This window comes from Kitasatospora sp. NPDC057015 (assembly GCF_042673745.1).
Taxonomy (GTDB): Bacteria; Actinomycetota; Actinomycetes; order Streptomycetales; family Streptomycetaceae; genus Kitasatospora.
In genome coordinates this window covers 81,631-106,295 of record NZ_JBHUSG010000015.1, presented here as the reverse complement: position 1 = coordinate 106,295, position 24,665 = coordinate 81,631, and the positions used below count along the sequence as shown (strand labels likewise).

At 73.6% G+C, this 24,665-nt stretch carries 18 protein-coding genes; 4 read left to right on the top strand and 14 right to left on the bottom strand.

All coding sequences use genetic code 11. The annotated features are described in order from the left end of the window. Nucleotides 1-313: 313 nt before the first annotated feature. The 5 genes from ACFTWP_RS17205 to ACFTWP_RS17185 form a co-directional block, all read right to left on the bottom strand. Entirely contained in the window at nt 314-985 is a 672-nt protein-coding gene (locus ACFTWP_RS17205; protein WP_380265375.1) for a hypothetical protein, read from the bottom strand. Between the two features lie 149 nt (nt 986-1,134). Next, nucleotides 1,135-2,352: a cytochrome P450 gene (locus ACFTWP_RS17200; protein ID WP_380265374.1), complete on the bottom strand. Its 1,218-nt coding sequence runs from the start codon at nt 2,350-2,352 to the stop codon at nt 1,135-1,137. Nucleotides 2,353-2,402: 50 nt separating this feature from the next. Next, nucleotides 2,403-3,749 carry a condensation domain-containing protein gene (locus ACFTWP_RS17195; protein WP_380265373.1) on the bottom strand — a complete coding sequence of 449 codons (1,347 nt, stop codon included), beginning with the start codon at nt 3,747-3,749 and terminating at the stop codon, nt 2,403-2,405. Next, nucleotides 3,746-9,091, bottom strand: coding sequence for an amino acid adenylation domain-containing protein (locus tag ACFTWP_RS17190; RefSeq protein ID WP_380265372.1), 5,346 nt, complete (start codon nt 9,089-9,091; stop codon nt 3,746-3,748). The genes ACFTWP_RS17195 and ACFTWP_RS17190 overlap by 4 nt, the downstream gene beginning before the upstream one ends. 110 nt (nt 9,092-9,201) lie before the next feature. Beyond that, on the bottom strand, nt 9,202-9,399 hold the full coding sequence (locus tag ACFTWP_RS17185) for an MbtH family protein (protein WP_380265371.1): 198 nt from the start codon (nt 9,397-9,399) through the stop codon (nt 9,202-9,204). 176 nt (nt 9,400-9,575) lie between these two features. Here ACFTWP_RS17185 and ACFTWP_RS17180 point away from each other — a divergent pair, with 176 nt between their 5' ends. Beyond that, nucleotides 9,576-12,338, top strand: coding sequence for an AAA family ATPase (locus ACFTWP_RS17180; protein ID WP_380265370.1), 2,763 nt, complete (start codon nt 9,576-9,578; stop codon nt 12,336-12,338). 235 nt (nt 12,339-12,573) lie between these two features. On the opposite strand, the gene ACFTWP_RS17175 is transcribed toward ACFTWP_RS17180, so the two are convergent. Together ACFTWP_RS17175 and ACFTWP_RS17170 are read right to left on the bottom strand one after the other, a co-directional pair. Next, nucleotides 12,574-12,954, bottom strand: coding sequence for a CPCC family cysteine-rich protein (locus ACFTWP_RS17175; protein WP_380265369.1), 381 nt, complete (start codon nt 12,952-12,954; stop codon nt 12,574-12,576). Nucleotides 12,955-13,891: 937 nt separating this feature from the next. Next, nucleotides 13,892-14,842, bottom strand: a complete 951-nt coding sequence (locus tag ACFTWP_RS17170) for an alpha/beta hydrolase (RefSeq protein WP_380265368.1) — start codon at nt 14,840-14,842, stop codon at nt 13,892-13,894. A gap of 1,056 nt (nt 14,843-15,898) precedes the next feature. Between ACFTWP_RS17170 and ACFTWP_RS17165 the strand changes: the two genes are divergently transcribed. Then, complete coding sequence (locus tag ACFTWP_RS17165; protein ID WP_380265367.1) at nt 15,899-16,459, top strand: hypothetical protein; 561 nt, start codon at nt 15,899-15,901, stop codon at nt 16,457-16,459. 7 nt (nt 16,460-16,466) lie between these two features. Here ACFTWP_RS17165 and ACFTWP_RS17160 read toward each other — a convergent pair whose 3' ends face one another. Further along, complete coding sequence (locus tag ACFTWP_RS17160) at nt 16,467-16,745, bottom strand: hypothetical protein (protein ID WP_380265366.1); 279 nt, start codon at nt 16,743-16,745, stop codon at nt 16,467-16,469. 68 nt (nt 16,746-16,813) lie between these two features. Here ACFTWP_RS17160 and ACFTWP_RS17155 point away from each other — a divergent pair, with 68 nt between their 5' ends. After that, nucleotides 16,814-17,308, top strand: coding sequence for a hypothetical protein (locus ACFTWP_RS17155; protein ID WP_380265365.1), 495 nt, complete (start codon nt 16,814-16,816; stop codon nt 17,306-17,308). 267 nt (nt 17,309-17,575) lie between these two features. Here the strand turns inward: ACFTWP_RS17155 and ACFTWP_RS17150 are convergent, their stop codons facing one another. Further along, nucleotides 17,576-18,229 (bottom strand): GPP34 family phosphoprotein, encoded by a 654-nt coding sequence (locus ACFTWP_RS17150; RefSeq protein WP_380265364.1) that lies wholly within the window; start codon nt 18,227-18,229, stop codon nt 17,576-17,578. A gap of 607 nt (nt 18,230-18,836) precedes the next feature. On the opposite strand from ACFTWP_RS17150, the gene ACFTWP_RS17145 reads away from it, so the two are divergent. After that, nucleotides 18,837-19,157 carry a hypothetical protein gene (locus tag ACFTWP_RS17145; protein ID WP_380265417.1) on the top strand — a complete coding sequence of 107 codons (321 nt, stop codon included), beginning with the start codon at nt 18,837-18,839 and terminating at the stop codon, nt 19,155-19,157. Between the two features lie 332 nt (nt 19,158-19,489). On the opposite strand, the gene ACFTWP_RS17140 is transcribed toward ACFTWP_RS17145, so the two are convergent. The 5 genes from ACFTWP_RS17140 to pcaH are packed head-to-tail and all read right to left on the bottom strand — an operon-like array spanning nt 19,490 to nt 24,659. Beyond that, nucleotides 19,490-20,662: a 4-hydroxybenzoate 3-monooxygenase gene (locus tag ACFTWP_RS17140; protein ID WP_380265363.1), complete on the bottom strand. Its 1,173-nt coding sequence runs from the start codon at nt 20,660-20,662 to the stop codon at nt 19,490-19,492. 2 nt (nt 20,663-20,664) lie between these two features. Beyond that, the gene (gene pcaD / locus ACFTWP_RS17135; RefSeq protein ID WP_380265362.1) at nt 20,665-21,864 is read right to left on the bottom strand and encodes a 3-oxoadipate enol-lactonase; all 1,200 of its coding nucleotides are present in this window, start codon (nt 21,862-21,864) and stop codon (nt 20,665-20,667) included. After that, the gene (gene pcaB / locus ACFTWP_RS17130; RefSeq protein ID WP_380265361.1) at nt 21,861-23,306 is read right to left on the bottom strand and encodes a 3-carboxy-cis,cis-muconate cycloisomerase; all 1,446 of its coding nucleotides are present in this window, start codon (nt 23,304-23,306) and stop codon (nt 21,861-21,863) included. Before pcaB ends, pcaD begins: the two co-directional genes overlap by 4 nt. Continuing rightward, complete coding sequence (gene pcaG / locus ACFTWP_RS17125; protein ID WP_380265360.1) at nt 23,293-23,883, bottom strand: protocatechuate 3,4-dioxygenase subunit alpha; 591 nt, start codon at nt 23,881-23,883, stop codon at nt 23,293-23,295. Before pcaG ends, pcaB begins: the two co-directional genes overlap by 14 nt. After that, nucleotides 23,880-24,659 (bottom strand): protocatechuate 3,4-dioxygenase subunit beta, encoded by a 780-nt coding sequence (gene pcaH / locus ACFTWP_RS17120; protein WP_380265359.1) that lies wholly within the window; start codon nt 24,657-24,659, stop codon nt 23,880-23,882. Before pcaH ends, pcaG begins: the two co-directional genes overlap by 4 nt. Between the last annotated feature and the right edge of the window lie 6 nt (nt 24,660-24,665).

The window sequence follows — 24,665 nt, the reverse complement described above, 5'->3', positions numbered from 1 at the left end:
GATCCGCTGCAGGCCGGGCGAGGGAGCGGAGAGGCTGTCCGACGCCGTCGTGCAGGCAGTCGAGACGCTCAAGTCGGCGACGGACTCGGCCCGCCGTGCCGGGAGTGCAGGCGGCTGCACCCGTCAGCAGCAGGACGAAGGCGGTTCTTGTGGCTGTGCTCCGTGCCGGGTTCGGCCATGGTGCTTCCCCCGTTGGTACTCCGATTGCGCGGAGCGGGCCGCCACATGACCAGGGCGGACCGCTCCGCATCCGTGTCGACGACTGTTCGCGGCCCGGGCCCCACTCGGCCCGGGCACGCTCACCCGGGCACGCTCAGCCGGACATCGCGCCGACGAGCCTTGTCCTCCTCCTGCTGCTCCCGGCGTGTGTGCGGTCCGCGGCGTCGACAGGCGGGCGGAACAGCAGCGATCGAGTGGTGAGGTCGCCCAGCAGGACTCCTCCGTTGTGCGCCCGTACGGCGTGCAGGCAGGCGACCCCGGTGCGGATGGTGTGCGTCCACTCGGCGTCGGAGCGTGCCGACACTTCGAACCCCGAGCTCAGCTCCCGCACCAGGGCGAGCAGTTGCGCGTCCACCGGTGCGTCCTGACGTCGGCCGGTCCTGCGCGCGTGGCGGAAGACCGCCCAGGCGACCGCTTCCTCGGCGCGGACCGCCTGAGCGCCGTCCTCGAACGCGTACAGGCGGGGGTCCGAGCGCCGCCTCCGGCCGGTGAGCCCCCGTAGGACGGGCGACCAGCCGAGGCACACGGCGTGGGCGAGGTGCAGGACGTCGTGCCAGCGGGCACCCGTGACGTCCTCGTCCCCTTCTCCGTCCTCACGCCCGTCGCGATCGATCCAGCCGCCGTCCGTCAGGGGGTCGCCGGCCGGGAATCCGTTGACGGTCATCCGCGCCACCTGGCCCTGCGGGCATGTCTCGGAGCTCAGTGTCACCTCCAGGCGTCGCGGAATCCGCTCGCCGGGCGGGAGCCGGTCGTCGAAGTCGTTCATGGAACGTCACCACCGTGAAGTCGCGGCCGGGGGACGGCCGTCTGGGTTCGGATGTGTCGAGGGCAGGTGCGGTTCGGCCGCAGGGGACGAGAGGTGGACGAGGCGTGGGTGAGGTGACGACGGCCGCGGTGCCCGCGGCGTGTGCCGGGTCACCAGGTGACGAGCAACTCGTCGAGGCTGTAGAGGGTGAGTTCGGTGCTGAAGGGGAGCTGCTCCGGCGGCAGGGCCAGCTTCAGGTCCGGGATGCGGCGGAACAGGGTCTCGTACGCGATGCTCATCTCGGCGCGGGAGAGTTCGGCGCCGATGCACTTGTGCGGGCCGTGTCCGAACCCGAGGTGCCGTCCGGCCTGGCGGGTGATGTCGAAGGTGTCGGGGTCGGGGAAGGTGCGGGCGTCCCGGTTCGCGGAGTCGAGCTGGACGAGGACGCCCTCGCCCTTCCGGATCGCCTGACCGCCGATGGTGGTGTCCGCCAGTGCGCCGCGCTGGCGGCCGTTGACCGAGACCGTCGCGTAGCGCAGCGTCTCCTCGACCGTGGAGGCGAGCAGCTCGGGGCTCGGGTCGGCCTTCAGCAGGGCGAGTTGCTCCGGGTGGAGGAGGAGTGCGAGCACCCCGAACTCGATCATGTACGAGCTGGGTCCCCACCCTGCGAAGAAGAGCACCTGGATGGTGGAGACCGCCTTGGCGCGGGTCAGTCCGTCGGTGGCCGCGTAGGTGGCGAGCAGTCGGCTCACCATGTCGTCGGCGGGCTCGCGCATCCGCAGGTCCACCAGGTGCTCGAAGTACTCGTTGAGGTCCTGGAACGCCTCGCTGCCGGTCTCCTTGGACACCCGGCGCGAGCCGATCCGGCGGCTGCCGGCCTGGAGCAGGGGCCGGTCCTCCGGCGGTACGCCGAGGAGTTCGCCGATGGTGTGGGTGGCGACCGGGAGGGTGAGCGATTCGTACAGGTCGCACGGCTTGGTGCCGGCGAGCATGCCGTCGATCGCCTCGTCCACGATCCGTTGGATGGCCGGGCGGGCCTCGCGGGCCTTGCGGGCGGTGAACTCCTTGACCAGCAGACGTCGTTCGACCAGGTGCTCCGGGCCCTCGACGAAGGCGAACGGCAGGTCGATCTCCTGGCGGGCCGCCGAGGTCGGCTGGGTGTGCGGGAATCCCGGGGTTCGCGGGTCCGAGCTGAGCCTGCTGTCGGACAGCGCGGCCCGGGCGTCGTCGTGGCGGGTGACGAGCCACGGCTCGCTGCCGTCCCAGGCCCGGACCCGGACCAGCCCGCCGGCCTCGCGCAGCGGCCGGTAGGCCGGGGGCGGGTCCATCGGGCAGCGGGCGTCACGCTGGAGCGAGTAGTCGGCGGGGGCGGTGGACGGGTCGGTCATGGCGTCTCCATGAGGGTCGAGGGGCTGAGGGGGCTGAAGGGCTGAGGGGATCAACGGACCAGGGGGCGCTGCGGCAGCAGCTCGGACAGCGGGGCGGTCGGACGCCGTGCGACGGAGTCCAGCAGCGCGAGGTAGCCGGTGATGAGGTCGTCGGCTTCGACGGGGGTCACCACGCGGGTGTCGTGCTCGACCCGGACACTGCTCGGCCGCGGTCGGGGGTGTTCCGAGATCCGGAGGGTCAGGTCGAACCGGGAGGCGTCGGACGGCAGGTCGAGCTCGCTCACCCGGCACCCCGGCAGGGTGAGTGAGCCGGTGCTGCCGGCCGGGTGGTGGGCGAGGGTCGGCAGGCTCTGCCGCCCGGCCACCGGTTGCTGCCAGGGGAGTTCCTCCCAGGGCAGGTCCTTGTGGGCGAAGGCCCGTCGTGCGGCGGTGGCCAGTTGCCGCGCCAGCTCCGTGAAGGGCGGGTCGCCGGTGAGGTCGACGCGCAGGGGGAGGGTGCCGACCAGGAAGCCGAGCAGGTGCTCGGTCTCCGGGAGGTCGCGGTGGGCCACCGGTGTGCCGATCACCAGCTCCTCCCGTCGGGTCCGCCGGCCGACCATCGCGCCGAAGGCCGCGGCGAGGACCGTGAACAGGGAGACTCCCTCGCGTCGGGCGAGGGCGCGCAGGGCTTCCTCGGTCCGGATGTCCAGGGGGTGGGTGACGATCCGGCCGGGCCTGGCCGCCGGGGCGTCATCGTCGTCGGCCGGCGGGTCGAGGCCCGGGGCCGCGCCGCCGAGTTCGAGCTGCCACCAGCGGCGCAGCTCGCCGCGGCGGGCCTCGGTCAGCCGCCCGTGCTGCCAGTGCGCCCAGTCGGCGTACTGCAGCGGGAGGTCGGGCAGGTGCGGGTCGGATCCGGTGAGCGCGGCCGCGTAGCAGGCGGTGAGTTCGCGCAGGAGGACGTTCCAGGACCAGCCGTCCGCCACGAGCAGGTGGACGGCGATGACCAGCAGCAGCTGATCGGGCCCGGTGCGGAGCAGTCCGATCCGGGCCAGCGGCCCGCGTTCGGCGGCGAACGGCTGCTCGGCGAACTCCCTTGCGCAGAGGAGCGGTTCACCGTTGCTCGGGCAGGCCACGGGGGTGAGCCGGAGGGCGGCGGCGGGCAGCACGAGTTGGACGGGCTCGCCGGTCGCGGAGAGCGGGAAGACGGTGCGCAGCGGTTCGTGCCGTTCGACCAGGCGGTCCAGTGCCTGTTGGAGGGCGCCGGTGTCCAGCCGGCCGTCGAGCTGGAAGCAGCGGGCGGTGCTCTGCAGGGCCCCGGTGGGGTCGAGCGTGTGCAGGAGCCAGAGCCTGCGTTGCAGGTGCGAGAGCGGGAAGGGCGTGCCGTCGTCGTCCGGGGCCGCCGCGGCAGCGGTGTTCAACGCGGCGCCCGGGCGGCGGCGTCGGGGATCCTGCGCGGCAGCCTGCGCAGGGGCTCGGCGAGGGCGGGCGGCGCCGCCGCGGTGTGCAGGGCGGCGGACAGCCGCGCGACGGTCGGGTGGGCCAGTACGGTTGCCAGGTCGATGTCCCGCTCCAGTGCCCGGCCGGCCTTGGCGGCGTACCGCATCGCCAGCAGCGAGTGGCCGCCGAGCTGGAAGAAGTCGTCGTCGGCACCGATCTCGGGCAGCTCCAGGAGTTCGGCCAACACGCGGGCCAGCACCTCGGCGACGGGTCCGTGATCCGCCGGTCGACCCTGAGTGGTGACCGTGGGCGGCGGCGGTACGGGGAGCCGGGAGCGGTCCACCTTGCCGGTCGCGCCCCGGGGCCAGCTCTCCACGATCAGCACGCTCTCCGGTACCAGGTGCCCCGGGAGCAACCCGGTCAGCGCGGCCCGCAGGGCGGCCGGCTCCAGGAGCACGCCGGGCTCGGGTTGGGCGTAGCCCACGAGCCGGGCCTCCGGCTCCCCGGCGCGGTGCGCCACCACTTCCGCCTCGCGGACGCCCGCCAGTGCGGTCAGCGCCGCCCGTACCTCCTCCGGTTCGATCCGGAACCCGCGGATCTTCACCTGGTGGTCGAGCCGGCCGAGGAACCGCAGGTTGCCGTCCGGCAGCCACTGGCCGCGGTCCCCGGTGCGGTAGAGGCGGGCGCCGGGCTCGGGGGAGTACGGGTCGGGCACGAAGCGCTCGGCCGTCTCGGCGGGTCGCCCCAGGTAGCCGCGGGCGACCCCGGGGCCCCCGACGCAGATCTCGCCGACGAAGCCGTCGGGGACGAGGTTCAGCCGGTCGTCCAGCAGGACGGTGTGGGAGTTGGAGACCGGGCGTCCGACCGGGACCTCGGAGCCGATCCGCTCGGCCGCGCTCGCCTCGAACGCCGTGGCGTAGACGGTCACTTCGGTCGGGCCGTACGAGTTGAACAGGCGGCGCGTGCCGAGTTCCAATGCGGCCCGTACGGCGTCCGGGGGCGCGGTGTCGCCGCCGACGACGAGTGCCTGGAGCCGGGCGAGGGCGTCGGGCGCGGTCTCCGTCATGACCCGCAGCAGCGGGGTGACCAGCGTCAGGTGGCTGATGTCGTGGCGGACGATGCGCCGGGCGATCTCCTGCGGGCCCGCCGCGGCCGGGAGGAGATGGAGCGCGGCGCCGTTCAGCAGGGCGGACCAGACCTCCATGGTGAAGACGTCGAAGACCGTCGCGTTGGTGGCCAGCACGCGCCGGCCGGGGCTCGGGGCGGCCATGTCGGAGGAGCGCAGGCGGGCGACCAGCGAGCGGTGCTCGATCTGGACTCCCTTGGGGCGCCCGGTGGATCCGGAGGTGTAGACGACGTGGGCGAGATCGCGGGGACTGCCGGGCGCCGGCGCCCCGGGCGGTGGGGTGGAGGACGGGTCCGGACGCGGGGTCAGGACCTGCCACCGGCCGACCGGCACCTGTGCGGCGTCGTCCGGGTCGGCCAGCACGGTGCGGGCGCCGCTGTCCTCGAGCAGCGCGGCCAGGCGGGCGGACGGGTGCGTGGGGTCCAGGGTGAGGGAGCCGGCGCCGGCCATCAGGGTGGCGAGCATCGCCACCACCAACCTGGCGGAGCGCGGCAGGTGGAGCGCCACCACGTCGCCCCGGCCGACCCCGGCTTCGCCGAGTACTGCGGCCAGTTCCGAAGCCCTGGACCAGAGCTGACGATACGTCAGGTCTTGATCGTCCGCGGACACCGCCGGCGCCTCAGGGGTCCGGGCGACCCACTCGGCGACCACCTCGGGCACCCGGTCCGCCGACGGCTCGTCCTGGCGCCCGAGGGCCCGTCGCAGCAGCCGCTCGCGCTGCTCGTCCGAGACCAGTGCGAGTTCGGAGAGAACGGTCTGCGGGGCGCGCACCACCGCCCGCAGGATCTCCTGGTACGCGCGCATCAGCCCGGTGACGAAACCCGCCTCCAACTGGTCGGAGTCGAACTCCCAGGAGACGGTGATTCCGTCCAGCGCGGCGGCCGGGCTCGGCGGCACCGGCCCGTCCGAGGCGGGAACCCGTAGGACATTGCCCGGGCCGCGGCCGATGCACCCGGCGGCGTAGTACCGCGGGAAGGCGATGAGGTTCAGGTCGAACTTGGCCGAGCCGGTGCCCAGGCCCTCGATGACGTCGAGCGAGAAGGGCGCCGCGCCGAGCCGCCCCGGCATGGCGTCATGGAAGCTGAAGGAGGCCTGGACCAGCGGATTCACACCGGGGACGTGCTCGGCCCGACTCTGGGCGAGGATGTCCTCGAAGGGCAGGTCCTGGTGGTCCAGCGCGGTGCGGACGGTCTGCCCGACCCGGTCCAGCAGCGCGGCGAAGGCGGGGTCGTCCGCCGTCCTGCCGCGCAGGACGACGGTGTTCACGAACATGCCCATCAGGTCTTCGGTGTTCTGCCAGCGGCGGTTGGCCACCCCGGAGCCGACCAGGACGTCGTCGGCGCCGGTGCTGCGGGCCAGCAGCGCGAAGAACGCCGCCAGCAGCACGGCGTACAGGGAGTGGCCGTGCCGCCGTCCGAGCGCCTCCAGCGCGCGGGCCAGTTCGGCGTCGATCTCGACGCGCGGCGCGGCCCCCACGAACCGACGACCGGCCGCGGACGCGCGCCGGGGGAGCGGCAGCATGGTCGACGCACCGTCGAGCTCCCGCCGCCAGAAGTCGCGTTGGCGCTGCGCCTCCGGCCCGCCGCACCACTCGCGCTGCCACCGTGCGTGGTCGTAGTACTGGATCTCCGGTTCGGGCCGGCGGATCTCGCCGTACCGCTGGTGGTCCAGGCAGCCCTCCACCAGCTCACGCAGGAAGACGTTGAACGACCAGCCGTCGTGCACCAGATGGTGCTCCGCATGGACCAGGACGTGCTCCTGCTCGCCCAACCGGATCAGCAGCCAGCGCACCAGTGGTTCGCCGTCCAGGGCGAAGGGGCGCACCACGAACCGCTCGACGGCCTCGCCGAGCAGCTTCCCCTGCAGGTCGGCAGGTCGGTCGCTCAGGTCGAGCAGCGGCAGCTCCACCGGAGCGGGCGGCTCGACCGTGCAGCGCAGCCGGCCGCCGTCGTTGTGGAAGCGGCTGCGCAGCACCTCGTGGCGACGCACCAGGTCGGTGAGCGCGGCGGACAGCGTGTCCGGGTCCAGCGGGCCGCCGATCCGCAGCGCCGCCTGGGCGTGGTAGGCGAGCGAGTCGGGGCGCAGCTCCTGCATGAGCCAGATCCGCTCCTGCGCGAAGGACGGCACCCGCCGGGCGCCGTCCGGCCGCCCGCGCACGGGCCCCGGTACGGCTGGGGGCAGCGGCTCGCCGTCCTCGGCCGCCGCCGGCTCCCCGGCCGTAGCCAGCTCGGCCAGCGTGGCGCCGGACAGCAGGGCCGCGAGCGGCAGCCGCCGGCCGAGTGCGGCCTCGGCGCGCGCCGCGAAGCGGGTGGCCAGCAGCGAGTTGCCGCCGAGCGCCAGGAAGCTGTCGTCCCGGCCGACCCGGTCGAGTCCGAACAGGTCGGCGGCGAGCGAGGTGAGGACCTCCTCGGCCGGTGTCCGCGCAGCCCGGTAGTCGCCGGCCGCATGAGGGTCGGGCAGGCGCGAGCGGTCCACCTTGCCGCTCGCGGTCAGCGGCCAGGCGTCGAGCACCAGGACGGCGCCGGGCAGCAGGTGGGCCGGGAGGCGCCGGGCGAGTTCGGCGCGCAGCCCGGCACCGGTCGGCCGGTGGCCCGGCTCCGCGACCGCGTACCCGACGAGGTTGCGATCGCCCTGACCGGCCGCCCCGGCGGCCACCGCGACGGCGTCGCGCACCCCCGGGAGCGCCGCCAACGCGTTCTGGATGTCGTCCAACCGGATCCGGACGCCGCGGATCTTCAGTTCGTTGTCGCGGCGGCCCAGGAACTCGGTGCCACCGCCCGGCAGCAGCCGCCCGAGGTCGCCGGTGCGGTAGAGGCGGGCCCCGGGGACGGCGCTGAACGGGTCCGGGACGAAGGCCTCGGCGGTCTGGGCCGGCCGGCCGAGGTAGCCGCGTCCCACGCCGGCGCCACCGATGCAGAGCTCGCCCACCTCCCCGACGGGCACCGGCCGCAGCTCGTCGTCCAGGACGACCACCCGGACGCCGCCGACCGGCCGGCCCAACGGGACTCGTTCGGCGCCGGAGCCGGCGTCGCCCTGGTGCAGGGTGGCGCAGACGGTGGTCTCGGACGGGCCGTAGCCGTTGAAGAACCGGTGGCGCGTGCTCCAGAGCCGGGCGGTCTCCGGGAGGCAGACGTCGCCGACGCTCAGCACGACGTCCAGGTCGTCGAACCGCTCGGAGCCCAGCGTCCGCAGGACGGCGGCCGGGAGCACCGCGTGGGTGACCCGCCGGCGTCGTAGGGCGGCGGCGAGCGGCTCGCCCGAGGTCTCGGCGTCGGTGATCGCCTCCAGCCGACCGCCGTGCGCCAGGGCCAGCAGCAGGTCGAAGACCGCGCCGTCGAAGGTGGGGTGGGAGAACTGGAGGACCCGGGAGCCCGGCCCCAGGGCGGGTAGGGTCTCCGCCTGGGCCCGGACCAGGTTGGCCACACCGCGGTGTTCCAGCATCACCAGCTTCGGCTCACCGGTCGAGCCCGAGGTGGCGATCAGGTACGCGAGATCGCCGGGGGCAGGTACCTCAGGGGAGGTCGGACTCGCCGGGCCCGATCCCGCCAAGCCGTCCGGCGTATCCCGGTCCTCCGGCGTGACTCGGCCCTCCGGCGTATCCCGGTCCTCCGGCGCGTCCCGGTCCTCCAGCTCGTCCCGGCGCTCGGGGTCCTTCCGGTCCGTCTCCGCTTCCGGCCAGACGAGGTGTGCCACCCCCGGCCATGCCGGGTCCGACGAGGCCGCGACGGCGACCCGGGCCCCCGATGCACGGGCGGCCTGCTCGCGCCAGGCGAGCGGGTCGCCCGGCTTGAGCGGAAGAAAGGCGCCGCCGGCCCTCCACACCGCCAGGGCGACCTCGGCGAAGGCGGACCCGCGCTCCAGGGTCACCGCGACCACGTCACCCCGGCGCACCCCGGCGGTGCGGAGCCTGGCTGCCAAGCGCTCGGTCCGCGCCAGTAGTTGACGGTATGTGCACGTCTGCTGCCCGTCGCCGAGCGCGATCCGGTCGCCGTCCGACCGCGCGATCCGGTCGATCACCTCGACGACCGACTCCCAGGTCTCGGCGCGCACCGGCGCCGCCTCCGACCGCGGCTCGGCGGGCCGGTCCGCCGCGGCCTCGGCCGGGTCGAGTCCGGCCACGGCCCACGGCGTCTCCAACCGCAATGCGCACAGCAGCCGTTCGTACTCGGCTCCGGTCGGCAGAACAGGTCCGTTCATGACACTCCCTTGGCAGGTGACACCGATGTCCTCCGGTCATGGCCGGGCGCGGGGCGTCGCGACGTGCGCGGCCGACCCGACGTGCCGACCCGCTGCGCCTGCGCCCGCGGCTAGTGGCGGGCGCTGAGCGGACGCAGGTCGGTCCAGACCTGGTCGATGTGGTGCAGGCACTCCGTCTTCGTGCCGTACGGCCCGGCGCTCCGCCAGCCGTTCGGCAGGGGCCTGCCCGCCGGCCAGATCGAGTACTGCTCCTCGCCGTTGCACACCACGAGGTACCGGGTCTCGTTCGGCTGGGTCGAGCCGTCCATGGGGGTTCTCCTGTCTAGCACACGCGTGCGCGCACGGAGTACGCGCAGGTCGGGCCCGGCCCCGTCGGGGCCTCGTCGGCGACCTCCTCCAGACTCCTCGCCTGCTACGGCGGTTGGATCCTTGGAACCCCCCAATGCACACCGCAACCGACCGCACTCCCACTACACTCACGTCCATGATCCTTTTCGGCCGCTCCCAGTTGAAGGCCACCCTGGACGCGCAACTCGACGCTGCGCGCCAGGGCCTGAGCGGCGTGCTGGTGCTGAAAGGGCCGCCCGGCATCGGCAAGACGACACTGCTGGCGTACGCGGCGACCCGGGCCACCGGCATGCGGATCACCCAGATCGGCGGCAAGGAGGCTGAGCAGGACCTCGGCCTCGCCGGCCTGCACCGGCTCCTGCTGCCCTTCCTCCCCGACCTCGACCAGCTCCCCGCCCCGCAACGGGACGCGCTGAGAGCGGCGTTCGGACTCGTCGCGGGCATCCATCCGGACCGCCTGCTGATCGGGCTCGCGACCCTGACCCTGCTCGCGAACAGCGCCGCCGACCAACCCCTGCTGTGCGTCTGCGACGACGCGCAATGGCTGGACGAGGAGTCCCTGACGATCCTCGCCTTCGTCGCCCGCCGCCTGCACGCCGACCGCATCACCCTGCTCTTCGCGGTCCGCGACACCGAAGCCGGCGGCCGACCCCTCGACGACCTGCCGCAGGCCGTCCTGCCGGAGCTGGCCCGGCACGACGCCCATGCGCTGCTCACACAGACGCTCTCCGCGCAGATCGAGCAGGGCACCGCCGAACGGATCGTCACCGAGGCGGCCGGGAACCCGCTGGCGATCCGCGAGCTCGCCGGTGACCTCGAGTCACCCGCAGGAGCCGACCCCGTCCCGCTGTCCGAACGGCTGCCGCTGGGCCGACAGCTCCAAGCCCGCTACCTCCGCCAGTCCCAGGCGCTGCCGCACCCCACCCGGACGCTGCTCCTGGTCATAGCGGCAGACCCGACCGGCGACCGGGCCCTGGTCTGGCGCGCCGTCACCCGTCTCGACGGCACCGACGGCACCGGTGAACTGGCCGATCTCGCCACCCCCGCCACCACGGCGGGCCTGCTCCTGCTCCAGCCGGCACCGGCCTTTCGCCACCCACTGATCCGATCGGCGGTCTACGACGGATCAACACCGGACGACCGGCGCCGGGCGCACGCGGCCCTGGCCGCCGCCACGGACGCCCACACCGACGCCGACCGCCGCGCCTGGCACCTCGCCGCAGCCTGCGAGGGCCGCGACGAGACGACGGCCGCCGAGCTCGAACAGGCGGCCGCGCGTGCCCAGGCGCGCGGCGGCTACAGCGCGGCCTGCGCCTTCCTCGCCCGCGCGGCCGACCTCACCCCCCTCGCCGCGCCGCGCGCCGCCCGCCTGCTCGCCGCCTGCGAGGCGGCCCTCGCCGCCGGCCTGCCCGACCGCGCGCAGACCCTCCTCCAACACGCCGCCTCCGACGCCGGAGCAGCGCAGCTGCCGCGCCGCCTGCGACTGCAGGGCGCGATCCACATCCAGAACGGACGCGAGACGCAGGCGGCCACCGACCTGCTCGCCGCCGCCCGGGCCTACCGTCCGAGCGACCGCCGAGCCGCCCGCGACACCCTGCTCGAAGCCTTCCAGGCAGTCCTCGGCGCATCCTGGCTCGGCGGGGACGTCACGGCGTCCACCGTCGCCCAGGCCGCACTCGACCTGCCCGCCGCCGCCGGGCCGCCGGACCCCGCCGACCTCCTGCTGACGGCCCACGCCACCCAGGTCCTGCAAGGGCCGAAGGCCGCGGCCCCGCTGCTCCGCGCCGCGCTGAGCGCGCTGGCCGGCCAGAGCACCGGGCCCTCGGACGCCCGCCTTCTCCTGCTGGGGCTGATCGCCGCACACGAACTCTGGGACGGCGAGGCATTCCGCGCACTGGCCGCACGCACGGTCGAATCCTCCCGCGACCTGGGCGCCCTCGACATGCTCCGGGTCTCCCTGCACGCCGTGGCCAGCGCGGAGACCTGGTGCGGACGGTTCACCGAGGCGGAGGGCCACTTCGCCGCCTTCCGCGAACTGGTCGGAGCCATCGACGGATCCGGCCGACTCGCCGAGGGCAGCGACGTGATCCTGCAAGCCTGGCGGGGCAACGAGCAGCCCACCCGCGCCGCCATGACGGCCATGGACGTGGAACGCTCCGAGCAGGCGTCCGGCGGGGTGCGGCTGCACACCACGCGCACCGCACTGGCCGTCCTGGAGAACGGATCGTCCAACTACGCGAACGCCCTCAGCGTGGCGCGACAGGGCTACGCCGAGGACCCCGTCTACTACGGGAACCCCGCGCTGGTCGAGATGGTCGAAGCAGGCGTACGCAGCGGCGACCGCGACGCCGCACACGCTGCGCTGCTGCGGCTCACCCCGCGCGCGAGCGCCGCCGGCACACCCTGGGCGCTGGGCCTGCTCGCGCGCTCGCAGGCACTGCTGGCCGACGACGCCGAGGCCGGCGTGCTCTACCGGCAGGCCCTGAGCCACCTGAGGACCACCGACATCCGGACCGAGCTCGCACGCACCCACCTGCTCTACGGGGAGTGGCTCAGGCGCCGGCGACACCGCGGCGAAGCACGTGAGCAACTGCGCGCCGCCTTCCAGCTGTTCAGCCAGATGGGCGCCCACGCCTTCGCCGAACGGACCCGTCACGAACTGCGCGCCATCGGCGACAAGACGCCCCGTCGCACCGCCGCCACCGTCAGCGAACTCACGCCCCGCGAGGGACACATCGCCGGGCTCGCCGCCCGGGGCGCCACCAACCAGGAGATCGCCACCCAACTCTTCATCAGCGCCAGCACCGTCGAGTACCACCTGCGCAAGGTCTTCCAGAAGCTCGCGATAACCTCCCGACGCCAACTCCCCCCGGCCCTGCCGGAGCCGGCCACCTCGTGATCGACCCCGTCCGGTGCGATCCGGCGCCGCGGCCCACGGCGCGTGACTGTCGTGGGCTTCGGGCTTCGGCTCCGACGGTTCCGAGCCCGGCCCACCTGCTCGGCGGGTCGGGTGATGTCGGCGCGGCCGTCACTCGAACGACAACGTGACGAAGCGGCGAGCAGGGACAGGTCACCCGCGAGCAGATCTCCGACGGGGTCCTGCCCGACTCGACGAACCGGCCGGGTGAGCCGTCTCAACCGCAGCGACGCCAGAATCCGGTATCGCGATAGCGCCACCAGTACAGAACCGTGCAGTCCTCGGGCCACGGAGCATCCCGCTGGCCCCGGCGCTCGAAGAAGTCGCGTCCGAGGTCGACGGGGCGCCAGTTCGGATCCAGCGGCTCGTCCTTTCGAGGTGGCCGAACCTCGGCCGCGAACCGTTCCTCGGACGCTCCGAACCGGATGAAGTTCGCCTGGGCCCCGATCAACGAAGGCCGATTGGCTCCTCCGGCCCAGTCGGGCCAGCGCAGCTGCACGGGGTCGTCCTCCCAGAAGCACACCGAACAGATCTCATACGAGCCGGGTGATTCGCCCATGGTGAGATGGCCGCAGCATACGCACGGGTAGTTGATCACGGCTGTCATCCTGCCCCGTCGCACCGCGCTGGTTCCAAGGAGTTTCCCGTGGTTGGTCGCGCGTCCCGGAAGTCAGGGGGCGACCGGGAGGGTTTGCTACGACCATCGTCGGGGCCGCGGCTGCCAGGTGTCGGGCCTCTCCGGCAGTGCGTGGAGACCTACCCGGGGAACGCGAACCACTGCTCACCGCAGGCGTGTTCAGCAGCCTGACCCCGATAATGCAGAAGTGACTGAAGTCCTGACAGCGGCGGTGGGTCTCCTGGGCGCAGTGCTGGGGCAGCGGGGGCCATTTGGGCCGGATCGGTGACCGCGAAGTCTCAGAGGCAGCAGACACAGGATCAACTGGAGGCAGCTCGCCTGCAGTGGCGGCTCGACAGCAAGCGGGACATCTACCTGAACCTGCTTCGGTGCGGGTCGTTCTGGCAGTCGATCACCTGGGAGTTCTTTCACCGTCTCGAAACCGACGCAGACGACGGCGACAAGGTCGCCCTCTACCGGCGGAAGGTCGAGCGCTGGCAGAGTTCGAGGTGGCCTCCACCGCCGCCAGGGTCTTCACGACCGACCGCGACGTGCAGGTTGCGGCCGACGCGGCACGGGATGCCTTGCTGGCCCTGGAGCGGGTCTGCGACGACTGGTACCACGGACGTGGGGACGGAGACCCGTCGGACCGAGTGGCGGCCTTCCGGACCGGTGGCCGAGCGTGCGACAGCGCAAGGACCGAGCTCGCGTCGAGGATCGAATCATCCCTCGGCTTCACGGTGACGGATCGTCAGGTCTGACGAACTGGCTGCCCGGTAGGCCCGGGTATCACCAACCTCCGGATGGTGATACCCGGGCCTACCGGCAGTTCGGTGGACCCGGCTCCGGGCCCGGATTCGAATCCCACACGGGGCCTGGCCCGGGCGTGCCGCGCGAATCGCTAGTGCCTGATGCAGCGTCAGTGCAGTTGCCCGAGAATGTCGGTGATGTCTGCGAACACCCTTTCACCCGCTGCCGCGGCGGCCGGTGAAAGGGTGTCGAGGGTGAGGAAGCCGTGAACCATCCCGGCCTCGCAGCGGTGTCTGACCGCGACGTTCGCGGCGGCCAGCCGAGCGGCGTAGGCGTCGCCCTCGTCCCGAAGCGGATCGTGCTCCGCGGTGACGACCACGGTGGGCGGCAGCCCGCCGAGGTCGGCGGCGTACAGCGGGCTGACCGCGGGGTCGGCGCGTCGCGCCGGGTCCGGGACCCACTGCCCGGCCCCCCAGGCGACGTCGTCGGTCGTCAGGCCCCAGCCGGTGGCCTTCGACCGCGTACTGGGCGAGGAGAGCGTCAGATCGGTGTTGGGGTACAGGAGGATCTGGGCGGCCGGCAGCGGTCCGCCCTGGTCGCGCAGGCGCAGGCAGGCGAGCGCGGCGAGGTTGCCGCCGGAACTGTCACCCATGACGACGGTCGGGCCCGCGATCCCGCCGGTGGAGCCCCCGCCGGCCGCCGCCCACCGGATGGCATCCACACAGTCGTCGACCGCAGCCGGCCACGGGTGCTCCGGAGCCCGGCGGAAGTCGACGCTCAGCACGGCCGCTTCGGTACCCAGCGCCAAGCGGCGGCAGGCCCGATCGTGCGACTCCAGATCGCCGATCGTCCACATCCCTCCGTGAAGGAACACCACCAGCGGCCCGTTCACCGTCGAAGGCCGGTAGAGGCGGGCCCCGACGGCACCTTCGCCGACCGTCAGATCCTCGACGTGGGCGACCTCCGGGCCCGCCGGGCGAGCCGCAACGCGCAGCCGCTGCGCACGCCGCAACTCCGCTGCGCCCACGGAACGGGCGGGCGGTCCGGGATCCTGTCGAACAGCCTTGATGAAGGCGGTCAGTTCGGCATCGGCGAGCGAGGAGTCGATCGGTTCGGCCATGCAGGCCAGGATGCCATCTCCGACCCGAACGATCCGTCCCGGGGACGGATTCGTGCTCAAGAGCCTTCACACCACTGCCCGGCGCCTGATCCGATGCGCTCCGATCCGTAGCGTCGGACGACTACCCGCTCCGGAGCGGCCTCGCACTCCTCAGCCTGAACGGGCACCGACGACCTCACCAGGCTCCTCGGCCCCGTTCCGTGGCTACGCGACGCCCAGGACCTCGACCAGGACAACGGCCTGCCCGTGTGTCTCACTGGGTCACACGAACGCGACTTCCGTTCGATACTGCGTTGCCGTCGTTCCTGGAGGGGCGGGTCATGCAGGCGGCAGGCCGAGGTCGAGTGGCGGGGGCCCGCTGCCTTCGGTGGGGCCGAGTGTTCGGCCGGGCGGGCATCTTGCGGGTTCGGCGAGCCGGCCTGGAGGAGGGACTTCGCGCGGACGTTCCGCGGTAGCGGCCCCACCGCCGCTCAGGGCTGCCAGCGGGGGGCCTCGTCATCCGGGGTGCCCGGGCTGGCGAAGTGGAAGGGAACCGACAGGTGGGCGGCAAGGGCGCCGCCGGCCCGCTCGGCGGCTACCGCTGCCGGGTGGCGCGGGTGTTGATCGGCGTCCTCGCCGAGGTACCGCTTGGTTGTGGCATCGCCATCAAAGCCCCCGGTTCCCCTCGGCGGCCCTTCCGGTGGGCCTCGCGCGCCACTCTACGCATGACGGCACAGTGGCCGTACTTTCGGGCGCGCCCAGGAGGCCCTGCCCGGGGTGTGGTGCAACCGCACCCTCGCTGCCGCTACCGCACGGAGATCGACTCGACGATCGTCGCCACCGGACGATCGCCGTCCACGACAGCTGTCGCACGGCGGTCCGGTCGGGGGCGTCCGGCAGGACCGTGTCTGCCGCCGGCTCCACAGCCGTCCCCCGCCCGGACCGGGGCACCGGTGATCCCTTCGGTCGGCGCCGCAGGGGCGGCGCTTAAAATCGATGCGAGCCGTCAGTTCCCTGTGCTGTACTACGTGCTCACCTTTCGTGCACACTGTGGATCACCTCCGGAGCCTCCTCTCAATGAGCGTCACCTGCCCGGCGTGCGCCGCTGCGGACGAAACCGTCGCCGTGCGGAAAGCCCTGCTGGACTCCGACCGACCTCTCGATCCGGCGACACGGCAGCTGCTGTCGATGCCGTCCGAGCCCGGGGGCACGACCGGGGGCGCGATCGTCGCCTTCGTCCTCGGCGGTCTCTTCGGCCTGCTGGGACTGCACGCGCTGTTCTTCGGCGACGGTGGCGGCAGCTCTGACGTCGCGTACCAGGCCGGTTACCGCTACGGCTCGCTCATCGTCGCCGCGATCCTGCTGGGGATCGGACTCACGGTCCACTTCGACCACCGAAGCCGTCGGAGTGACACGGCGGACGAGTGGCCTCGGACGTACGAGCAGTGGCAGCAGCTCCACCGGACGTGGCGGGAGAGCTGGCTGTGCCGACGCTGTCGCGTGGCGTTCCTCCCCGCCGGGTCCGTCCGTCCCGAGTTCGCCGCCTCGGCCGCGATACCCGTCGCGCAGTTCCTGCAGTGGACGGTGACCATCGCTCGACAGGACCACCGCCCCGGCGCTCCGAGCACCACGGACTGAGCACCGATCACGGGTCCTCGTCGTACTCGCCGTCGTCGCCGTGAACCCGTGCGTCCGGCGTCTTCGCCACCTGGCACGTCTTCGTGATCAGCGCACCACTCGGGTTCTCGGCCGGGATCCGCCCTGCCCTCGCAAGCCGATGCCCGAGGTTGCCGAGGCCCACCCACCTGCACACTCCTCCGGACAGGCCCGATGAGCGGTTCAGGAGGAACGGCATGCCATGCTGGGCGGCCGATGCTGGCGTGATCGCCACCGGAGCAGGGAGGAAGAGGGATGCGAGTTCCATGGCGCCGCCGGCCTGTCCGGGGGTCTCGCCGGCTCCTCGACGCGGCGGGTGTCACGGCGGGATCGGTGGTGGAGGCCGACGACCTGGACGTCTGTCGACAGATCGCCTTCCGGGTGGCCGGGCACGACCATGACGCGACCGCCGAGGTTCTGGCGGTCATCGAGGACCTGCTCCAGGACGAGGACGAGTACGACGTCGCCGTCACCTTCCTGTGGAACCTCCAGAACCTGGCCACCCACGGCCTCGACACCGTGCGATCCTCCGGCGAGATCTACCTGCTGCTCGGACCCCGAAGCGCGATCTGCTGGGACAGCCTGGCCGGCTTCTGGAGCGCGGTGGCTGAGTGGCGGGCTCGTACCGGCGTACCGCTCGAGCCCGTGGCCCCGCTCCTCGGCATCGAGAACGAGGAGCTGAGGACGCTCTTGTGGACGATGAACCGGACTGTCTCCGCCGGAGCGAAACTCGGGCTGGCAGACGCGGTCCGCTACGAGAAGGCAGTCGGATCGTCCCTCCCCGGATACAGCCACATCGCGCTCGCGATGCGCACGACCGGCCAGGGCTGAGTCGCCGAGGCGGCCGAGGAGGGGAAGCCGAGGAGGGGAAGCCGGCGGCCGATGCGACGGTGCTGTGTGGTCCCCGCCCGCCGCCGGGGGCCCGCCTGCTCTCAGGACAATGGACCCGTCCGGCGCCCCCGTGGCAGCGCGCCCGGGCGTCGGTGGCCCGTGCTGCGCCGCACCGCTCGTCTGCCGCCGATCGTCCGGCCGGGGCTCGGTCGGTGGGGGCGTGGTCGGTGGTGGGGGATCGAAGTCGCCGTCGGCGGGTGCGGCGGCCTAGCCGCCGCCCATCCCGCCCTGGCCGGCGACCATGGTCAGGTTCAGCCCGGTCACCGCTCGGGCCAGGCCCGGCGCCTGGTCGGCGAGCCGGTCGGTGAGTGCGGTGATCCGCTCGGCATGGGCCTTGCGGTCCTGACGTGAGAGCACGAGGCGCAGGTGCCCGTGAGCGGCGAGCGCCGCCAGGACCGCGTCGGCGAACGGTGCCTGCGCGACGGGTGCGGTGCCGCGGACGAGCTCGGCCACCCGCACCTGCACGTCCAGGGCCTCGCGCGGATCGTTGACCGCCACCGAACGGTGCGCCAGGACCGGGCCGTGCGGGTCACGGTCGGCCGTGGTGGTGACGCCGAGCACGGTGAGCTGCTCCTCGACGGCCTCCAGGGTGTCGTCGCGGCTGCGCTTGATCCACGACTTCCAGGTGCGGGGCCGGCCGCCCAGCTCGGTGAGCAGCGCATCCAGGACGCGGTCCCCGGTCGGATCTGCCAGGACGACCCGGACGCGGCCGGTCGCGTCCTCGGTGGCGGCCCCGCGGTGGGCGAGTTCGGTCAGGGCGGCGGCGCGCACCAGGTAGCCGGCGCGGGTGCGGTCCTGCAGTGACTGGACCCGCGTGTCGAAGGCCAGCAGGTAGGCGGTCAGATGCAGTCCACGGCTCATGCGACCGACGATACGGCGCTGGTTTCCGCCCGGCGTCAACCCACAGGACCAACGCGCCCTCCGCCCACAGGGGTACCCGTTCGGCCGCGGCCGCGCCTCCGCTGCCCGACCGCATCAGGAGGCCCCCGTCGTCGGGCCTCCGTCGTTCTTCGCGCAGCGCCGGGATCCGGCAGGCAGGCCCAGCGGCGGGAGGGGCACCGTCGTCGTCGCCGTCACCCCAGCCGACCACCGCCGTCGGCTACGTCATCGTTCACTGGATGATTCCGCAGATTCTTCGGCGCTCTCCCCCGCGGGTGCCACGAATCCACGGGCCTGGGCCGCAAGATTTCCTGCCGGACCCCGACAGCTGGTCCACCGCCGCGCTGCTCGACCATGGCGGCCGCAGGTGATCCACAGCGGGGGCCGGGCCCGGTCCGGCCCACCGGGATACTCCACTCAGATCCTGCTGCGCCGGCGTCGTTCAGGCTCCTCCGTATCCGCATCCTCCTCAACCGACCTGGATGCGAGAGGCCGGCAACACGTCGAGGATCTGTTCGCTGCGGCGTTGTCCGTGCTGCCTGAAAGGCTGGTGGCACGACACCAGGCGACGGATCGGAGTGCTGACGAGATGGGTTTCGAGGGCGAAGTCTGGCGGCTGAAGCGGCGGGAGGAGCTGATCGGCGAGATCGCGATCGACGGAGCCGACTTTCCCTGGCTGAACGGGAAGTTCGTTCCAGGGCCGGCCTTCGGAGAGGTGAAGTCGTGGTTCGACGAGTCGCTTGCCCTGCTGGACGCGGAGGAGTACGAGCGGTTCGACGACTCCTATCAGCGGATCGCGAGCACCCTCTCACTGGTGGCTCCGTCAGGCCAGGTGGCGGAGTTCCTCCTGCACATCAGTGATGACCGTGCCTGGTTCAGGTGGAGTGACGAGCCGTTCGACGTGACCTGAGCCGCTGCGGCCCGCGCCTTGGGTGTGGGCCGATGATGGGTGGAGAGGGGTGCCCCTGCGCGCCCTCACCGCCCGGGGCCTCCCGTCCGGGGCCTCCCGCCCGGGCCGTGGCCGTGGGCGCCGTCAGGTGCCGGGCGTGGTAGCGGATCCGGTCCCTCCCGGGCGCCGCACCCCGACCCGTGCACAGGCGGGTCGAGGCCGGGCACGCACGCATGCATGCTGTCGTCGAGGGCAGGACCGCCCCGAAGGAGCCGGGTACAGCCCTTGCAGCCCCCAGCCGGATGCCCGCGTGTTCTGCAGCGCTCGCCGTTCGCCGCCCCGGCCCCTGACGCTCAGACGACCGGCAACCCGGCGTAGTTGGAGGCGAGTTCGGCCGCGGCGTGCGGCGAGGAGGCGATCCGGTCGAGCTGGGAGATCTGCAGACGGGTGTCGAAGTCGCTCTGGTCCGGATCGGTGTGGAGGGTGGTGGTCATGAAGGAGGAGAAGTGCTCGGCCCGCCAGACGCGTCGCAGGCAGGTGTCGGAGTAGGCGTCGAGCAGGTCGCCGCTGCCGGTGCGCGCCTGCTGGACGATCGCGCGGGCGAGGACGGCGATGTCGGAGGCCGCCAGGTTGAGGCCCTTGGCACCGGTGGGAGGCACGATGTGCGCGGCGTCGCCGGCCAGGAACAGCCGGCCGTGGCGCATCGGCTCGGTGACGGAACTGCGCATGGGCAGAACGCTCTTGGAGGTGATGGGGCCGCGGGTGAGGGCCCAGCCGTCGAGCGCGAAGCGGGCGTCCAGTTCGTCCCAGATCCGCTCGTCCGGCCAGTCGCGGGGATCGGTGCCGTTGGGCACCTGGAGGTAGAGCCTGCTCACCGCGGGCGACCGCATGCTGTGGAGGGCGAATCCGCGGGGCGAGTGGGCGTAGATCAGTTCGTCGCTCGAGGGCGGGACGTCGGCCGTGATGCCGAGCCAGGAGTAGGGGTGGACACGCTCGTAGGTGCGGCGGACGTCCTGCGGGAGGGTGGTGCGGGCGACGCCGTGGTAGCCGTCGCAGCCGACGACGTAGTCGCAGGTCAGGGTCTTCTCCCGGCCTTCGTGGGTGTAGTGGACGGTGGGCCGGTCGGTGTCGGCCCCTTCGATCCGGCGGACCTCGGCCTCGAAGGTGAGGGCTGCTCCGGCGGCGCTCTGCAGGGCGATGAGGTCCTTGACGACCTCGGTCTGGGCGTACACCCACACCCGGCGGCCGTCGGTGAGGGCGGGCAGGTCGACGCGGTGGGCGCGGTTGTCCCAGCGCAGTTCGATGCCCTCGTGGACGAGGCCCTCGACGTCGAGGCGTTCGGCGGCGCGGGCCTGCCGCAGGACGTCGACGGTGGACTGTTCCAGGATGCCGGCGCGTTGGCGCTGCTCGACGTAGGCACGGTCGCGGCGTTCCAGCAGGACGCTGTCGATGCCGGCCCGGTGGAGGAGGCGGGAGAGCAGCAGCCCCGCGGGGCCGCCTCCGACGATGGCGACGCTGGTGTGCATGGTCACTCCTGGGGTGAGGGGCCGGCGAGCTCGGTGGTGACGCGGTCGGCGAGGGCGAAGGCCGCGTTGGCGGCGGGGACACCGCAGTACACGGCGCACTGCAGCAGGACCTCCCGGATGTCGTCGGGGGTGAGGTCGCCGCCGGCCAGGGCGGCGCGCAGGTGCAGCTCCAGCTCGCCGTGGTGGCCCAGCGCGGTGAGCGCGGTGAGGGTGATCATTCGGCGGGTGCGGTGGTCGAGGCCGGGGCGGGTCCAGATCTCGCCCCAGGCGTAGCGGGTGAGGAAGTCCTGGAAGTCGGCGGTCAGTGCGGTGGTGTCGGCGAGGGCGCGTTCGACGTGGGCGTCGCCGAGGACGGTGCGGCGCACGGCCAGGCCGGCGGCGTGTCGGGCGCCGTCATCGCCGGCCCTGGCCGTGGCGGACGTGGTGGTGGTGAGGTGCGCGAGCAGGGCGGAGGTGACGGCCCGCGGCTGCTCGACGCCTGCCAGGTGCGCGGCGTGGGGGACTTCGACGAGGCCGGCGCCCGGTACCGCGTCGGCGATCTCCCGGGCGTGGGCGACGGGCGTGGCGGGGTCGTCCCGTCCGGCCAGCACGAGCGTGGGGGCGCAGATCCGGTGCAGGTCGGCCCGCGCGTCGTAGCCGGCGATGGCCTCGCAGAGCCCGGCGTAGGCCTCGGGGTCGGTCGCCGAGCGCAGTCCGCGGACGAGTGCCGTGGCGGCGGGCGCCTGGGCGTAGGCGGGGGTGAACCAGCGCTCGGCCGCCGTGTCCGCGACGGCGCCGGTGCCGGCGGCGCGGACGCTCCTCGCGCGCTCGTGCCAGCCCTCCGGCGCGCCGAAGTGGGCGGACGTGCACAGCAGGGCGAGGGAGGTGACGCGATCGGGGTGGTGGGCGGCCAGGTGGATGCCGACGGCGCCGCCGAGCGAGATCCCCCCGTAGGCGAACCGGTCGATGCCGAGCGCGTCGGCCAGGTGCAGGACTTCGCGTGCCAGGTCGGCGACGCCGGCGCCCGAGGGGAGGAGGTCGGCGGCTGTGCCGCCGTGGCCGGGCAGGTCGAAGCGGATCACCCGGTGGGTGCGGGCGAGGGCGGTGGTCTGCTGGTCCCAGACGGCCAGGGAGGTGCCGAGGGACGGGCCGAGGACGAGCGGCGGCCCGGAGGGCGGGCCGTCGCTGCGGTGGTGCAGGCCCGGGGGCCGATGCGAGGTCATGCTGCTCCTTGGGCGGGCGTTCGGCGGGAGGGCGAGGGGTCGGGGCGCTCCAGCGCGCGGTCGACCAGCGCTCCGGTGGAGCCCGGACAGCCGGCCGGATCCGCGAGCGCTGCGAGCCGACTCCGGGTGATGAGCCCGGCGAGGGCCGGGTCGTCGGCGAGGGCCTCGACGAGGTGGACGGCTTCGCGCCGGGCCCGCTCGCCGGCGCGGGTGAGGGCGGCGCGGGCTTCGGCGCGGCCGGTCAGCGGGGTGAGGGCGGCGGCGAGGTGTTCGGCGGCGATCTGCCCGCCGGTGGCCGCCAGGTTGGTGTGCATGTGCTGCGGGTGGACGCGCAGGTCGGCGGCCAGGTCGACGGCGGTGGCCGCCATCGAGCCGACGGTGCGCAGGGCGTCGCGCAGGGTCGGCCACTCGGCGTGCCAGGCGCCGGCCGGGCGTTCGTCCTCGGCTACCAGCGACGCGTACAGCACGGCGGCCAGGGCCGGTACGCGGCGGGCTGCCCCCGCGATCAGGGTCGCGCGGGCGGGGTTGGCCTTGTGCGGCATCGCCGAGGACCCGCCGCCGACACCCTCGGAGACCTCGCCGATCTCGGTGCGGGACAGCACGAGGACGTCGGCGGCGAGCTTGCCGAGCGCCCCGGAGGCGAGCGCGAGGGCGCCGGCCAGGTCGGCCACCGGGGTGCGCAGGACGTGCCAGGGCAGCGTGGGTTCGGCGAGCCCCGTCCGGCGGGCGAACGCGGCGACCAGGCGAAGCCCGAGGTCGGGGGCGGACGCACTCCCGGCCGGGGCCGGGGCGTAGGCGGTGAAGGCCGCCAGGGTCCCGGCCGCCCCGCCGAGCTGCGCCGGGAGCCGGGTGCGGGCGGTCGTCAGGCGCTCGTGACTGTCGAGGACGAGTGCGTGCCAGCCCGCGGCCTTGAGCCCGAAGGTGGTGGGCACCGCGTGCTGTGTCAGGGTGCGGCCGGGCATCGGGGTGTCCCGGTGGGCCTCGGCCAGCCGGCGCAGGTGCGGGGCGAGGCGGGCGAGGTCGGCCAGCAGCTGGTCGACGGCCCGGGCGGACACCAGCATCACGGCGGTGTCGAGGATGTCCTGGCTGGTGGCGCCCCGGTGGACGTGGGCGGCCGCCTCGGCGCTGGTCTCGGCGACGGCCGCGGTGAGGTCGGCGACGAGCGGGATCACCGGGTTGGCGCCGGCGCGGGCGCGCAGTGCCAGGTCGCGCGGGTCGAAGCGGCCGTGCTCGGCGGCGGCGCGGGCGATGGCGTCGGCCGCGCCGCCGGGAGCGAGGCCGAGCTCGGCCTGGGCGCGGACGAGTGCCACCTCGGCGTCCAGCATGGCGCGTACGAACGCCGTGTCACCGGTGAGGGCCTCCACGGCCGTTCCGGCCTGGACAGGGGTGAGCAGGCCGGCGTCGACGTCGGGGGTGGGGGCGGGGAGTTCAGCCGAAGTCAAGGAAGACCGTCTCCTCGTGCGGGTCCGCGCCCTGCAGGCGGATGTCGAAGCGGTGGGTGCGCGGGCCGTCCGGCACGGTGACGAGGGTGGTGCGGCGGGCGGGGGCGAGGCGGGTGAGGAGGGGGTCGCGGTCCAGGCCGTCCGCGTCGTGCAGATAGGCGCGGGTGTAGAGGTGGTGCAGGAGTCCGCGGGCGAAGACGGCCAGGGACAGGTACGGCACTCCGCCGGGCGCCAGGGTGCGCAGGGTGAAGTGGCCGTCGGCGTCGGTGGCGACGCGTCCGAAGCCGGTGAAGGTGACGCTGTCACGGCCGATGACCGCCCCGGTGACCGGGTCGCGGCGCAGCGATCCGGGGGCGCCGGTGCGTGAGCCGTCGGGAGCGGGCTGCCACAGCTCGACGAACGCGTCGGGGATGCCGCGGCCCTCCCCGTCGAGGACGCGGCCGTGCAGGGTGAGGGTGTCGGGGTGGCCGGGGGGCGCGATGTCGGCGCCGCCGGTGAAGGGCAGGGCGTAGCCGTAGAAGGGGCCGACGGTCTGCGAGGGGGTCGGCAGCGGCGCGGCGGGGGCGGGCGGGTTCATCGGCGTCCTTCCTCGATCCAGGTGGCGGACGGTCCGTCGAGCACGATGTCCCAGCGGTAGCCGAGCGACCGTTCGGGCTCGGACAGGTCGTGGTCGTAGGTGGCGACCAGGCGCCGGCGGGCGTCGTCGTCGGTGACGGACTGCAGGATGGGGTCGTAGGGGAAGAGCGGATCGCCGGGGAAGTACATCTGGGTGACCAGGCGCTGGGTGAAGGCGGTGCCGAAGAGCGAGAAGTGGATGTGGGCGGGACGCCAGGCGTTGTGGTGGTTGCGCCAGGGGTACGCGCCGGGCTTGACGGTGACGAACCGGTAGGTGCCCCGGTCGTCGGTCAGGCAGCGGCCGACGCCGGTGAAGTTGGGGTCGAGCGGGGCCGCGTGCTGGTCGCGCTGGTGGGCGTAGCGTCCGGAGGCGTTGGCCTGCCAGATCTCGACGAGCTGTCCGGTGACGGGCCGGCCCGTGCGGTCCAGGACGCGGCCGGTGACGGTGAGGCGTTCGCCGAGCGGTTCGCCGGCGTGTCGGCGGGTCAGGTCGTGGTCCCACTCGGTGATGTCGGTGACGCCGAAGGCGGGGCCGGTCAGCTCGACCGTGTCCGGGTCGTCGACGGTCACGAGCGGCTGCTTGGGGTGACGCAGCAGGCTGCTGCGGTAGGGCGGGTAGCCGCGGTCGGGGTGGGTGCGGCCGGCGCCGCCGGCGGGCGTCCGCGGACGGGCGGCGCGCTGCCGGCCGATCTCGGCGGTGATCCGGTCCTGCGTGGGCAGGGCGGGCGGGGTGGTCACGGCGGT